Annotated in this window: 14 protein-coding genes; 5 read left to right on the forward strand and 9 right to left on the reverse strand. The window is 73.7% G+C overall.

Going from position 1 to position 12,702, the window contains the following annotated elements; translation table 11 throughout:
* Positions 1 to 5: 5 nt before the first annotated feature.
* Complete coding sequence (locus ABZ444_RS02705; protein WP_357991676.1) at positions 6 to 890, reverse strand: DUF2268 domain-containing putative Zn-dependent protease; 885 nt, start codon at positions 888 to 890, stop codon at positions 6 to 8.
* A gap of 113 nt (positions 891 to 1,003) precedes the next feature.
* On the opposite strand from ABZ444_RS02705, the gene ABZ444_RS02710 reads away from it, so the two are divergent.
* Together ABZ444_RS02710 and ABZ444_RS02715 are read left to right on the forward strand one after the other, a co-directional pair.
* On the forward strand, positions 1,004 to 1,411 hold the full coding sequence (locus ABZ444_RS02710; RefSeq protein WP_357991679.1) for a YciI family protein: 408 nt from the start codon (positions 1,004 to 1,006) through the stop codon (positions 1,409 to 1,411).
* A 38-nt stretch (positions 1,412 to 1,449) separates the two neighbouring features.
* Complete coding sequence (locus ABZ444_RS02715) at positions 1,450 to 2,586, forward strand: DUF6596 domain-containing protein (protein ID WP_357991682.1); 1,137 nt, start codon at positions 1,450 to 1,452, stop codon at positions 2,584 to 2,586.
* Positions 2,587 to 2,680: 94 nt separating this feature from the next.
* Here the strand turns inward: ABZ444_RS02715 and ABZ444_RS02720 are convergent, their stop codons facing one another.
* The 3 genes from ABZ444_RS02720 to ABZ444_RS02730 are packed head-to-tail and all read right to left on the reverse strand — an operon-like array spanning position 2,681 to position 4,512.
* Positions 2,681 to 3,409 (reverse strand): sulfite exporter TauE/SafE family protein, encoded by a 729-nt coding sequence (locus ABZ444_RS02720; RefSeq protein ID WP_357991685.1) that lies wholly within the window; start codon positions 3,407 to 3,409, stop codon positions 2,681 to 2,683.
* 33 nt (positions 3,410 to 3,442) lie between these two features.
* Positions 3,443 to 4,135, reverse strand: coding sequence for a cation transporter (locus ABZ444_RS02725; protein ID WP_357991688.1), 693 nt, complete (start codon positions 4,133 to 4,135; stop codon positions 3,443 to 3,445).
* Positions 4,132 to 4,512: a metalloregulator ArsR/SmtB family transcription factor gene (locus ABZ444_RS02730; RefSeq protein ID WP_357991691.1), complete on the reverse strand. Its 381-nt coding sequence runs from the start codon at positions 4,510 to 4,512 to the stop codon at positions 4,132 to 4,134. Before ABZ444_RS02730 ends, ABZ444_RS02725 begins: the two co-directional genes overlap by 4 nt.
* Positions 4,513 to 4,932: 420 nt before the next feature.
* Between ABZ444_RS02730 and ABZ444_RS02735 the strand changes: the two genes are divergently transcribed.
* The gene (locus ABZ444_RS02735; RefSeq protein WP_357991693.1) at positions 4,933 to 5,856 is read left to right on the forward strand and encodes an ankyrin repeat domain-containing protein; all 924 of its coding nucleotides are present in this window, start codon (positions 4,933 to 4,935) and stop codon (positions 5,854 to 5,856) included.
* Positions 5,857 to 5,887: 31 nt separating this feature from the next.
* Here ABZ444_RS02735 and ABZ444_RS02740 read toward each other — a convergent pair whose 3' ends face one another.
* Complete coding sequence (locus ABZ444_RS02740) at positions 5,888 to 6,970, reverse strand: ROK family protein (RefSeq protein WP_357991696.1); 1,083 nt, start codon at positions 6,968 to 6,970, stop codon at positions 5,888 to 5,890.
* A gap of 215 nt (positions 6,971 to 7,185) precedes the next feature.
* Complete coding sequence (locus tag ABZ444_RS02745) at positions 7,186 to 7,965, reverse strand: N-acetylmannosamine-6-phosphate 2-epimerase (RefSeq protein WP_357991699.1); 780 nt, start codon at positions 7,963 to 7,965, stop codon at positions 7,186 to 7,188.
* 114 nt (positions 7,966 to 8,079) lie between these two features.
* On the opposite strand from ABZ444_RS02745, the gene ABZ444_RS02750 reads away from it, so the two are divergent.
* On the forward strand, positions 8,080 to 8,775 hold the full coding sequence (locus ABZ444_RS02750; protein WP_357991701.1) for a GntR family transcriptional regulator: 696 nt from the start codon (positions 8,080 to 8,082) through the stop codon (positions 8,773 to 8,775).
* A gap of 166 nt (positions 8,776 to 8,941) precedes the next feature.
* Positions 8,942 to 9,094, forward strand: coding sequence for a PLDc N-terminal domain-containing protein (locus tag ABZ444_RS02755; RefSeq protein WP_357991704.1), 153 nt, complete (start codon positions 8,942 to 8,944; stop codon positions 9,092 to 9,094).
* A gap of 164 nt (positions 9,095 to 9,258) precedes the next feature.
* On the opposite strand, the gene ABZ444_RS02760 is transcribed toward ABZ444_RS02755, so the two are convergent.
* The 3 genes from ABZ444_RS02760 to ABZ444_RS02770 all read right to left on the reverse strand — a co-directional run bounded on the left by ABZ444_RS02760 (position 9,259) and on the right by ABZ444_RS02770 (position 12,639).
* Positions 9,259 to 9,564, reverse strand: coding sequence for a hypothetical protein (locus tag ABZ444_RS02760; protein ID WP_357965446.1), 306 nt, complete (start codon positions 9,562 to 9,564; stop codon positions 9,259 to 9,261).
* An 89-nt stretch (positions 9,565 to 9,653) separates the two neighbouring features.
* Positions 9,654 to 10,631: an aldo/keto reductase gene (locus ABZ444_RS02765; RefSeq protein WP_357991707.1), complete on the reverse strand. Its 978-nt coding sequence runs from the start codon at positions 10,629 to 10,631 to the stop codon at positions 9,654 to 9,656.
* 85 nt (positions 10,632 to 10,716) lie between these two features.
* Positions 10,717 to 12,639 (reverse strand): hypothetical protein, encoded by a 1,923-nt coding sequence (locus ABZ444_RS02770; protein WP_357991710.1) that lies wholly within the window; start codon positions 12,637 to 12,639, stop codon positions 10,717 to 10,719.
* Positions 12,640 to 12,702 lie beyond the last annotated feature (63 nt).

Below are 12,702 nucleotides of genomic sequence, written 5' to 3' on the forward strand. Positions count from 1 at the left end.
CAGTGTCACCCGCGGCGGAGCGTGGTCGCGATGACCTCCGCGCTGTCGGCGTGCAGGGCCTGCGCCGCCGTCCGGCCGGTCGCCGCCAGGTAGGCGTCGACCAGCCGGTTGCCCGCGGCGTACCCGGCGCCCATCGGGAGGCCGACCGGGGTGACGCCGAGGTGCTCGGCGCCGGCGTCGCCGTGCACCCAGGCGGTGAAGTTCTCCATGCCCGTCACGTCGAGACCGGTGAGCACCTTGTCGAAGACCGCGTCGTCGTGCAGGTGCGGCACGCCGATGCGGGTGGGGCCGAGCTCGTCGCCGTAGAGCTGGCGGGCGAAGGCGTCGGCCAGGCCCTCGGAGACGACGTGCTCGCCGACCGTGACGGTCGCCGGGTCCCACACGACCCCGCCGGGACTGAACCTCAGGTTGTGGTGGAGCTCGTGCACGGCGGTGGCCTCCAGCCGCTCCACGTTCTCGGGGAAGGGCCAGAACGTGATGGCGATGTTCCCCGAGATGCCGCCGAACCCGGTCACCCCCTGGCAGGGCCCCATGAAATGCTCGTCAGCCGGATCGCCGAGCACGAACAGCACGGTGATGTCCGGAACCTCCATCCCCGGCGTCGCCTCCAGCAGCACGGCGAGCGCGTCGTCGAGCGCGCGCTGCATCCGCTCCCACGCTCCGGCCGCCTCCAGGGTGTCCAGCGCGTCGAGGCAACGCTCCTCGTCACGGTCGATGGGAAACCCGGACGTCTGGAGATGCACGGACACCAGATCGACCTCGCCGGGGTAGTAGCGGTACATGCCGGCGTTGGGCTCCAGCATCGAACGCAGCAGGCCGGCGCGGTCCGCCAGCGGGGCCGACAGGATCCGCCGCATGGCGGAGCGGGTGTCAAGAACGGTGATCGACATGGCCCCGATGCTAGAAGTTGACGCAACGTCAACGTCAAACCGAATCGGGGCTGGGTTTGGTCCCGGGGGCGGAACCCCGCCAGACTGGGCCGGACAGCTCGAAGGAGAACCTGATGGCCAAATACCTGCTGCTCAAGCACTACCGGGGCGCGCCGGCGGCGGTCAACGACGTGCCGATGGGCCAGTGGACGCCGGAGGAGGTCGCGGCCCACGTCCAGTACATGCGGGACTTCGCCGCCCGGCTCCAGGAGAGCGGCGAGTTCGTCGACAGTCAGGGGCTCTCGCCCGAGGGCACGTTCGTCCGCTACGACGGCGAGGGGCGGCCGCCGGTCACAGACGGCCCGTTCGCCGAGACCAAGGACCTGATCGCCGGCTGGATGGTGATCGACGTCGAGAGCTACGAACGGGCGCTGCACCTGGCCGGCGAGCTGTCCGCGGCGCCGGGCGCGGGCGGCGAGCCGATCCACGAGTGGCTGGAGGTGCGGCCGTTCCTGACCGGGACGCACCTGGTGGCCGAGTGAACGAGTCGTTTCCTGACCAGGCCGCACCTGGTGGCCCGGTGAACGAGTCGTTGCTGCGGGAGCTGGTGCCCGCGGTGATCGGTGTCGTCGTCCGCCGCGGCGCGGACTTCGCGGCGGCCGAGGACGCCGTCCAGGACGCCCTGTCCGAGGCCGTGCGCGTGTGGCCGGACGACCCGCCCCGCGACCCCAAGGGCTGGCTGGTCACCGTGGCCTGGCGCAAGTTCCTCGACGCCGCCCGCGCCGACGCCTCCCGGCGGCACCGCGAGACCCGCGTCGAGAGCGAGCCCCCGCCGGGCCCGGGGGAGGCGGTGGACGACACGCTCCAGCTGTACTTCCTGTGCGCGCACCCGTCCCTGACGCCGGCCTCGGCCGTCGCGCTCACGCTGCGCGCGGTCGGCGGCCTGACCACGCGCCAGATCGCGCAGGCGTACCTGGTGCCGGAGGCGACCATGGCGCAGCGGATCAGCCGGGCCAAGCGCACCGTCTCCGGCGTGCGGTTCAACCAGCCCGGCGACGTCGCCACCGTGCTGCGCGTGCTCTACCTGGTCTTCAACGAGGGCTACTCCGGCGACGTCGACCTCGCCGCCGAGGCGATCCGGCTCACCCGCCTGCTCGCGGCGAGGATCAGGCACGAGGAGGTCGCGGGCCTGCTCGCGCTCATGCTGCTGCACCACGCCCGGCGGCCGGCACGCACCGCTCCCGACGGGAGCCTTGTGCCCCTCGCCGAGCAGGACCGGGGCCTGTGGGACACCCGCCTGATCGCCGAGGGCGTCGACGTGCTCCAGGCGGCCCTCGCCCGCGACCGGCTGGGCGAGTTCCAGGCCCAGGCCGCCATCGCCGCGCTGCACGCCGACGCCCCGACGGCCGGGGAGACCGACTGGCCGCAGATCGTCGAGTGGTACGACGAGCTGGTGCGCCTCACCGGCAACCCGGTGGCCCGCCTCAACCGGGCCGTCGCCGTCGGCGAGGCCGACGGCCCGCACGCCGGTCTGGCCGCCCTGGCCGGGCTCGACCCGGCCCTGCCCCGCCACGCCGCCGTCGCGGCCTACCTGCACGAACGTGCCGGCGACCCGGTCACCGCGGCGCGGCTCTACACCGAGGCCGCCCGGTCGGCGCCCAGCCTCCCCGAACGCGACCACCTCGCGCGCCAGGCCGCCCGGCTCCGCGAGGCGTGACGTTCCGGCGCGGGCGGGCCCCGGCGGTCAGTGTCCGGCCGTCGTGGCCCGGGGCCTGACGTCGTCCGTCGTCCGGCTTCGGACGGCCGGATCCTCAGCCTCCGGTGACGACGAGCACCAGCCCGGACGCGACCAGCCCCACCTCGACCACCACCACGAACGCGCCGGCGGGCAGCCGGTCGACGATCTTCTTGCCCGCCCAGGCCCCGGCCGCGCTCGCCGGCGCCAGGGCCAGCCCGGTGGCGACGCCGGACGTGGTCAGCACGGCGGCCGCGCCGAAGACGACCAGCTTGGTCAGGTGCATCACCACCGCCGCCGCGGCCTCGGTGCCGATGTAGGCGCCGCGCAGCAGGCCGCGGGCCAGGAAGAACGGGGCGACCATCGGCCCCGTGGAGCCGACCAGCGCCGAACCGAACCCGGACACGGCTCCGACGGCCGCGAACGCCGCGTCGTCCAGCCGGACGCCCTGCGGCCGCCGACGCCGCCAGACCACCATGACCAGCAGGAACACCCCGATGACCCGGGTCAGCGCGGCCAGCGGGGCGGCGGCGAACACCAGCGCGCCGGCCGCGGCGGCGGGCACCGCCCCGGCCGCGAAGACGCCCACCGGACGCCGGTCGACCTCGTCCCGGTTGAACCACACCCGGCTGCCGTTGCCGGCGAGCTGCGCGACGGTCAGCACCGCGACCGCGTCGCGGGTGCCCAGGACCGCGACGAACACCGGCAGCAGCAACACCCCGCCACCGAACCCGGCCACCGCCGACAGCGTCGCGGTGGCGAACGTCGCCGCCACCATGACGACCCCGACCATGACGGTGTTCACGCTCCTCACCTCTCCCCAGGGATGCGCGGCCTGTCATTCTCCGGGCGCGGAGCAGCAGGAGCAGCAGGAGGTGCTTCCGTCCGCCTGCTCCCCAGGGCCGGCCGGGACGGCGCAGCAGGCGTCACCGCGCCAGGCTTCGCGGCCTTCCTTGACCGCGACGGCGGCGATCACCAGCGCGGCGACCGGATCGGCCCAGGACCAGCCGAACAGGCTGTTGAGCGCCAGTCCCACCAGCAGCACGCCGGACAGGTAGGTGCACAGCAGGGTCTGCTTGGAGTCGGCCACCGCGGAGGCGGAGCCGAGCTCGCGTCCGGCGCGGCGCTGCGCGTGGGACAGGAACGGCATGATCACCAGCGACGACGCGGCCAGGATCAGACCGGGGGGCGAATGCTCGGCCTCGCCCACCCCCAGCAGCGTACGGACGGCGTCGAACGTGACGTAGGCGGCCAGCGCGAAGAAGGAGATCGCGATGACGCGCAGCGCGGCCCGCTCGCGGCGCTCGTGGTCGGCCGCGGAGAACTGCCAGGCCACCGCGGCGGCCGAGGCGACCTCCACCACCGAGTCCAGGCCGAACCCGACCAGCGCGGCGGAGGAGGCCAGGGTGCCGGCGGTGATGGCCACCACCGCCTCGATCACGTTGTAGGTGATGGTGGCCGCGACCAGCAGGCGGATGCGCCGCCGCAGGGCCGTCCGGCGCGCCGGGGCGGTGAGGTGCGCGGCGGTCACGACATCGGCTCCTCTGTGGCCCCGACGGGGGCGGGACACAGCGTCACGGCGTGGCCGGTGGCGGCCAGCAGCTGCTCGGCGGCGGCGAGCAGGTCCATCAGCTCGGGCCGGGTCAGGGAGTAGAACGACTGGCGGCCCTCGGCGCGGTAGTCGATCAGGCTGCAGTCGCGCAGGCAGGCCAGATGCTTGGACACCGTGGACTGGGCCAGGCCGAGCTGGGTGGTCAGGTCGACCACGCGGGCCTCGCCGCGGGCCAGGCGCTGGACGATGCGCAGCCGGGTCTCGTCGGCCAGGGAGTGGAACAGCGCGGCCGCGGGGGAGATGCCGGCGGCGATGTCGGCACTGACACAACGGCCACCTTCAGAATCAATCGCCATGTGGCGATGTTAGCCCGAATTCGTTATCTGTGGCGAGGCCGGGGGTGTTCGCCTGGGGGCCGGTCTCCCGTCTTCCATGGCGTGACTCCAGGGACGGATGGTCCGGACGTGAGGAGACGCACCGACGGAGACAGGGGTGTACCGCCGGAAGGGCACGGTTATGTCACTCCTGGTCGAGGTGCGGCGACGCTGCGCTTAGGGTTTTGACTGATCGCCGGCCGCCTCGGGTGGCCGACGTCCATGGTCAGAGGCTTGTGCGGCTCTCCTGGGCCTGCCCCGCGCGGACGGTCGCGCAGGCGGGGCCGGGCGGGCCGTCGGGGAGTGTCCGGCACCGGAGCCGCGATATGCTCGTACTGGTGTTCGATAAGCTGCCTCTGGGGGAGTGTCGTGGTTGTCACCAAGGAAGCCGGATGGGTCGGCTTGAGCTGGGATGACTGGTCCGATCTGAGCGAGATCCGCGCCCGCCTCGACTCCGGCGCCGATCCGCATGCCGACCTGTGGCATGAGGGGCCGCCCCTCCACCTCGCGGCCGAGTACGGTTCGCCCGAGGTGGTCGCCGAGCTGGCCCGCCGGGTCGGCGATGTGGATGCCGCGTACGACGGGCACAGCGCCCTCTGGCGGGCCGTGTTCGCCCATCAAAGGGACAACGCGCTCGCCCTGGTCGCCGCGGGGGCCGATCCGTGGCGGCCGATGACGGGCGGCTGGTCGCCCGGTCGGCTCAGCCTGGCCGGCCCCAATCCGGGCCTGTTCTTCCCCTTCCCGCGCGACAAGCCCACGCTGGCGGAGGCGGAGATCGCCGCCGTCGTGGAGGCCGAGCGGCTGATCGAGGCCCTGGGCGACTTCGCGTACGACGGGCTGGAGCTGGTGTGCGTCGCGGGCGTCACCGCGGCGGAGGCCGCGCGGCGGCTGGGGGCGACGGTGGCCGAGGGAGCCGGGATCGACGGGGTCCTCGACGAGCCGTACCCGCGTGAGGGGAACGGTCTGGTGGGGGCCACCGACGTGCCGGGCGGCTGCGTGGTCAGCCGGCGCCGGGGTTGCGAGGTGACGAGCGCCGACGTGATCAACCGCCTCTCGGCCGGGACCGTCTGCTACGCGATGTACGCCGATCCGAAGGGCGGCAACCAGGGCTGCAGCTCGCGGAACGGGGTCGTCGAGGAGTGGGACGCGTATCCGGGCGGCGGCTGGGTGTCGCCGGACAGCTCGGCGGACGAGGTGCTGAACGCCTTTCTCTACCAGGGAGAGGCTGTGGCGTACTGCTGCGCGTACACGGGGCTGCGGCTCACCGACGCCCGGCCCGTCCTGGGGCCGCCCGACATCTGGCTGCACCTCCCGCCCCGCGGCTGACGCCGGTCGGCCGGTACGTGCTGCTCCGGAGTCAGGGCCTGACGGCCGAGGCCGCGCCCAGCACGGCTCCGTGTGAGCCCAGGGTCGAGAGCCGGACGGGGGCGGCGGCGAGGCCGCGGGGCGCGTGCCGGCGGATCGTCTCGATCAGGGGGACGGTCAGGAGGTCGCCGAGGCCGGTGACGCCGCCGCCCAGGACGATCACGTCCGGGTCCAGGAGGGTGGCGGCGGAGGCGATCGATCGGCCGAGGATGACGGCGGCCTCGCGGATCACCTCATGGGCCAGGGGGTCGGCGTCCTCCGACCCAGCCTGCTGCCCGGTGGCCCCGAGGGGGTTCCGCGGGGCGGTGGTTCCGGCCGGGTCCCGTAGGGCGGGGGACCCGGTGTTGTGTCGGGCCATGGGGTCGGATCCGAGGTCGGGGGACCTGGTGTCGTGTCGGGTCGCGGGGAGGGATCCGAGGTCGGGGGCGGTGCCGCCGCGGGCGTGGTAGGCCGACAGGATCGCCGGGCCCGACGCGTACGCCTCCAGGTGGCCCGTCGCGCCGCAGGGGCACGGGCGGTCGGCGTCGGCGTTCGGAGGCAGGACGGCCGGGGTGTGGCCGAGGGAGCCCGCCATGCCGTTGCGGCCACGCAGGAGTTCGCCGTCGCGTACGAGGGCGCCGCCGACGCCGGTGCCGATCGTGAGGACCAGGGCCAGGCGGCTGCCCCGGGCCGCGCCGTGGCGGGCCTCGCCGAGCGCCCAGGCGTGGACGTCGTTGAGCACGGTGACGGGCAGGCCGAGCCGTTCGGTGAAGGCGGTGGCCAGGTCGGTGCCTCGCCAGCCGGGCAGGGCGTCGGTGGCGTGCGTGACCACGCCGTTGTCGCCGATCGTCCCGGCGCTGCCGACGCCGCAGGCGATGACGTCCATCCCGGCGGCGCGTGCCTGGGCGAGGCGGTCTTCGGCCAGGTCCAGCGCGGCGGCCAGCACCGCCGCGGCGCCGCCTCCGGCAGGTGTGGGGACGCGGGCGGGGAGGCGGATCTCCGTACCGGGGGTGGCCGGGATCAGGGCGGCGGCGGTCTTGGTACCGCCGATGTCGATGCCGAGCACGGCGGGGATGGCGTTCGCGTGGCGTCGCACGGTGGCGTGGCGCCGCACGGTGGGGGCGATCTTCGCGCGGGGGTGTTCGGCGGGGGTGCTGTCTGCGGGGAGTGGCGCGGTGCTGTTCGGGTGCGGACGTACGTCTGGGGGGAGTTGGGCGGGGCTGTTCGGGGGGAGGTGTGCCGCTGGGGTGTTGTCCGGGCGGCTTTTTGGGGTGGGCATGGGTTCGCCGGGGTGGTGGGGGCGGGCGTGAGTCATCGGCTGCTTCCCCTGGGGGTGGCCGCGGTGAGGTGGCGGGTGAGGGCGAGGGGGTCGGTGATGGCGGCGCCGATCACGACCGACCAGGCGCCTCGGGCGAACGCCTCCGCCACGTGGGCGTCGGTGCGGAGCCGGCCCTCGGCGACCGTACGGACCCCGAGGGCGGCGAGCTCGCCGACCAGGTCGAGATCGGGCTCAAAGGAAAGCCCCGGCCGAGGGGCGGACCCGGTCCCAGCGCGGGAGGCGGAGTCAGTCGCGTCGGGCCTCAGGAGGGCGGCGGGATCGACGGCGGCTGCGGGGGTGGTGTAGGGGGTGTAGCCGGAGAGGGTGGTGGAGATCAGGGCTGCGCCTCGGTTCCAGGCGAGCAGCCCTTCCTCCGCTGTCGAGACGTCGGCCATGACGGGCACGCCCAGCTCCCTCCACACCCGTTCGACCAGGGACGGCAGGTCGCCCGCAGTTGGTTCGGCCTCCGCCGTCACCTCCAGGGCCACCATGTCGGCGCCGGCTCGTACCAGGGCTTCGCACAGGGCGAAGGTGGGGGTGATCAGGGGGCGGGCGTGGGGGCGGGGGACCTTGGCCAGGCCGATCAGGGGGAGGTCCGTGGCGGCCTTGACCGCGCGGACGTCCTCGGGGCCGTTCACGCGCAGGCCGGTCGCGCCACCGAGTTCGGCGCAGCGGGCGAGGAGCGCGATGGTGTCCGGGTCGCGGAGGGGGTGGCCCTCGGGGGCCTGGCAGCTCACGACCAGGCCGCCTTCGATCGCGGTCACCACATCCATTTGGTACAGCCCATTCTTCCGGCACAGGGGGCAAACTGCCCTACTTGCTCGATTGGTATAGCCCAATTACGATTCGAGCGTCAAGAGGACCACCCTGACCGAGGACGACCACCCGTGACGAAGATCGGCCGGCTCACAGACCATCTGCTCGCGCTCATCGAGACCGAGCTGAAGCCGGGCGAACGGCTGCCCGCCGAACGCGATCTCGCCGAGGAGTTCATGGTCAGCAGGCTGACCGTGCGGCGGGCGGTCGACCGGTTGGAGACCGACCGGCGGGTCTACCGGGTCCAGGGGGCGGGGACGTTCGTCGCGCACCGGAGCATCGCCAAGACGATCGAGCTGACGTCGTTCAGCGAGGACATGCGGGGGCGGGGGCTGGAGCCGGGGTCGCGGCTGCTGGAGGCGGCCGAGGTGCCCGCCGGGGCTCGGGTGGGGCAGGCGCTCGGCATCAGCCCGGCGGACCCGGTCGTGCGGCTGTGCCGGGTGCGTACGGCCAGCGGTTCGCCGATGTGCCTGGAGCGTGCCCACGTGCCGGCCGCGTTCGTGCCCGGACTGCTCGACCGGCCGCTCGGCGGGTCGCTGTACGAGGTGCTGGCGGGGGCGTACCGGATCAGGCTGGAGCGGGCCGAGCAGTCGATCAGGGCCACGGTGCTGGAGCCGGAGGAGGCGGAGCTGCTGGAGGCGGCGCCGCTGGCGCCGGCGTTGCTGGTCGAACGGGTGGCCTACGACCAGCGGGGAAGGGCGGTCGAGGCGGCCAAGTCGATCTACCGTGGCGACCGCTACTCCTACGAGATCGCGATCCGGCGGTGAGGGCCGGCCGGGCGAGAGGGGGCTTGTCGGGAGGCGGCGGGTGGGGTAGACGACGGAATGACAGGCTTTGTCCTCAGAGGGGTCGATCGGAGTGTTCGGCCATGCGATGGAGTGACATGTCGGGCCGGCGGCGGGCGGTGCTGCTCGGCTCGGTTCGGCGGAGCTGGTGCTCACCGGGGCCGCCGCCGTGGATCTGTGGCGCCGGCCGCAGCGGGAGATCCACGGCTGGAAGGGCGTCTGGTGGCTGGGCATCTTCGTGCAGCCGTTCGGGCCCATCGCCTACCTGGCGTACGGCAGGCGAAGGGGCCGCGGTCGCTGACGCAAGCCACCCCTGACGCGGGCGCCGAAGCCCCCCGTGTCAGCGGGCGCCGAAGCTTCCGTGTCAGCGGGCGGTGAAGGCCCCCTGTCAGCGGGCGGTGAAGCCGCCGTATCCGTTGGGGTTCATGCTCGCGTGCGGGCAGAAACCGCCGTATCCGTTGGTGTTCATCCGCGGGTGTCCACCCAGACGCTCACCGTGGTGTGCGGCGTGATCCCGGTGTAGGAGGTCTGCCCGGCCGGCACCCACGGGCCCTCGATCGGGATCAGGCCGACCTCGGGCAGGAAGTGGCGCTGGATCACGTGGATGCGGTGCTCGCCGGTGCCGCTCGGGCAGTAGCTGGTGGCCCAGCGTTCGGCCTGGTTGAGCTGGTACGTGCAGCCGGTGGGCGCGGCGGAGGCGGCCGGGGCGCCCAGCAGGACCAGACCCGTGGCGAGGGCGGCGCAGCCGGCGGTCCATCTTCTCGCGTTCATGCGGGGCTCCTCGGAGGTGTGCGCGCGGCGAGAATTGCTTAGGAAAGTTTCCTAAACATTAGAGCGCGGGAAGCCGTACCGTCAACGGTTCACCACCGGTCGTGCACCTGCGGCCGGATCAGCTCGTCGTAGACGGCCCGCACGGCCTCCAGCGTCTCCTCGGGGAGCGGAGCCAGGTCGGCCGCCGCCGCGTTGGACCGTGCCTGGCCGGGGTTGCGCGCGCCGGGGATGACGACCGAGACGCCGGGCTGGTCGAGGATCCAGCGCAGCGCGAACTGAGCCATGGACGCCCCCTCGGGCACCAGCCCGGCCAGCCGCCGCACCGCCTCCAGGCCGGTGCCGAACTCCACGCCGGAGAAGGTCTCGCCGACGTCGAACGACTCGCCGTGCCGGTTGTAGGTGCGGTGGTCGTCGGGGGCGAACACGGTGTGCTCGTCGTAGCGGCCCGACAGCAGGCCGCTGGCCAGCGGGACGCGGGCGATGACGCCCACCCCGGCCGCGCGGGCGGCGGGCAGGACCCGCTCCAGCGGCTTGAGCCGGAACGCGTTGAGGATGATCTGCACGGTCGCCACGCCCGGCCTGGCGATGGCGGTCAGCGCCTCCTCGCAGGTCTCCACGCTGACGCCGTACGCCGCGATCTTCCGCTCGGCGACCAGCGTGTCCAGGGCGTCGAAGACCGCGTCGGAGGAGTACACGGGGGTGGGCGGGCAGTGGAGCTGGACCAGGTCGAGGGTGTCCACGCCGAGGTTGCGCCGGGAGCGCTCGTTCCAGGCGCGGAAGTTGTCCATCACGTAGTTGGCCGGCACCTGCGCCATCCGGCGGCCCATCTTGGTGGCCACGGTGAGCCCGGGATGTGCCTTGGCGAAGCGGCCGACGATCTGCTCGCTGCGGCCGTCGCCGTAGACGTCGGCGGTGTCGACGAACGTGACGCCCGCCGCCACGGCCGCCTCCAGGGTGGCGAACGCCTCGTCCTCGCTCACCTCGCCCCAGTCGGCGCCGAGCTGCCAGGCGCCGAGGCCCACGACGCCGACCTGACGTCCTGTACGTCCGAGTGTGCGGTGTTCCATGCTGTTTGTCCGTTCGTCTGGTTCCTGCGACCAGTGTCCCGGACGAAAGGTACGGGCACGCCGCGGGGGCGCGCCCGTACGGCGGTCAGCGGGGCCGGTAGCTGCACCGCACACCCGTGTGCACGGTGGCCCGCAGTTCCTCCCCCAGCGCCTGGTCGGCCGACGAGACGCGGGAGATCGCCCGCCTGATCGCCTTGCCCACGGCGATCCGCGCACGTTCCTCCGTGCCGGTGAACGGCCGCGCCCGCCCGCCGATCCCGGTCGCCGCCGACAGCTCGGCCACCAGCCATTCGCGCTCCAGCCGCAGCGCGGCGGCCCGTTCGAGGTCGTTCATCGCCTCCAGCTCGTCGATGTCGGCCTGCAACTGGGTCAGCCGCTGCCGGTAGGTCTCCCTGGCCAGGTCGTCCAGCACCGGCTGCGCCGAGGCCGGCTCGCTCTCCTGCGCCGGCGCGCCCGCGGCCAGGTCGGCGGCCAGGATCTCGCGCCCCGGGTTGGCGATCAGGGTCGCCAGGTGCCCCATGCCGACGCTGTGCTCGACCACCACCAGCCGCCCGCCGTGCTCGACCTGCCAGTCCCGTCCGTGCCTGCGCAGCCGGAACGCCCCGTGCGCCGCGCCCGCCCTGCCGACCACGGCGGGCAGCACCATGCCGAGCTCCCTGGCCTCCTGCGCGGCGGCGTTCTGGGCGGCCCGCGCCGCCTTGTCGTGCGGCCCGTCGCGCAGCGCGAGCGCCTGGCCGAGCCGCCAGCGCGACAGCGTCGCGGCGGGCCAGTGGCCGAGCGCGAGACTGGCTTGGACCGCCTCCGCCAGGTGCCCGGCGGCGCGGTCCACGTCGCCGGTCGTGAGCGCGGCCATGCCGAGGCAGTGCTGCACCGAGCCGAGGCAGAGCACGCCCAGGCTGGCCACCACCGGCAGAGCGGCGAACGGCAGCAGCAGCGCGTACGCCTCGGCGGCGGTGCCGGCGTCCTGGAGCAGATGGGCGGTCTCGACGACGCAGTACATCGAGAACAACCACGTGCTCGACCTCGGCAGGTCGGCCAGGTCCCGGCCGCGCAGCCGGGCCAGGTGGCCGGCCGCCGCCCTGCGGTCGCCCGAGGTGGCCGCGGCCAGGGCGAGGCCCGCCAGGTAGGAGTTGTCGACCGGGCTGAGCGTGGGCGAGCTGACCAGGTCGGCCAGCACCGGCAGCAGCTCGGCCGTGCGGCCCTGGTACCAGCGGATGACGGCGATCTGGCCGCCGTACCAGCCGGTGGCGTCCATGTCGCCGGCCTTGACGCCGCGCTCGAAGCAGTCGCCGGCCATCTTCTCCGCCTGCTCGAACCGGCCCGCCCTGACGGCCAGCATCACCCTGATCACGTCGGTCACGAACCCGACCGCCAGGTGGTCGTGCTCGGCCAGCAGGCCCCGCAGCTCCTCCAGGCAGCGTCCGGCGTGCGGGTCGGCCGCCAGGTAGAGATCGACCGTCCGCCACAGCAGGCCCATCAGCAGGTCGCCCCGGCGCCCGGTGACCGCGGCCTGGCCGATCAGCTCCCTGGCCAGCTCCAGCCGGGCCGGCCCGTGCTCCGGGCCGAGCAGGCAGTGGTGGGCCACGCTCAGCGCCTCGGCCAGCGCCGCCGGATCGCCCGCGCTCCTGGCCTGCGCGACGAGCCGGAGGATCTCCTCGTGCCCGCCCGCGCCGTAGTCCTCCTCCCCGGTCATCCTGATCCGCAGCCGCAGCGCCAGCGACGAGTACGGATCGATCAGCGACAACGCGTGCCGCTGACGCGCGCGCACCGTCTCCGACTCCGCGCACGTGCGGTGCTCCTGCACCCACACCCCGCCCAGGCCGAGCGCCGCCCTGGCCAGGGCGGGCACGTCGCCGCACGCCTCGGCCTGCCGGTAGGCCGAGTCGAACCAGCGTCTGGCGGTCTGCAGATCCCCGTTCACGTACAGAGCGCGCTCACCGAGCACGAGCGCGAGCCTGATGTCCGGATACGGGGGCAGGCGAACCCCCAGCTCCTCTAAAACGCCCACGGTTTCCGTCCCCATTCGGTCATCCGGGCTGAGCTTCCAGACGGTCCCCCGAATACCGTTCTG

This window comes from Nonomuraea sp. NPDC005730 (assembly GCF_040630865.1).
Classification (GTDB): domain Bacteria; phylum Actinomycetota; class Actinomycetes; order Streptosporangiales; family Streptosporangiaceae; genus Nonomuraea.

What these genes read in the sequence shown, in the direction of transcription:
- ABZ444_RS02705 (WP_357991676.1), bottom strand. Translation starts at nt 890, where the DNA reads ATGTCGATCACCGTTCTTGACACCCGCTCCGCCATGCGGCGGATCCTG.
- ABZ444_RS02710 (WP_357991679.1), top strand. Translation starts at nt 1,004, where the DNA reads ATGGCCAAATACCTGCTGCTCAAGCACTACCGGGGCGCGCCGGCGGCG.
- ABZ444_RS02730 (WP_357991691.1), bottom strand. Translation starts at nt 4,512, where the DNA reads ATGGCGATTGATTCTGAAGGTGGCCGTTGTGTCAGTGCCGACATCGCC.
- ABZ444_RS02745 (WP_357991699.1), bottom strand. Translation starts at nt 7,965, where the DNA reads ATGGATGTGGTGACCGCGATCGAAGGCGGCCTGGTCGTGAGCTGCCAG.
- ABZ444_RS02760 (WP_357965446.1), bottom strand. Translation starts at nt 9,564, where the DNA reads ATGAACGCGAGAAGATGGACCGCCGGCTGCGCCGCCCTCGCCACGGGT.
- ABZ444_RS02765 (WP_357991707.1), bottom strand. Translation starts at nt 10,631, where the DNA reads ATGGAACACCGCACACTCGGACGTACAGGACGTCAGGTCGGCGTCGTG.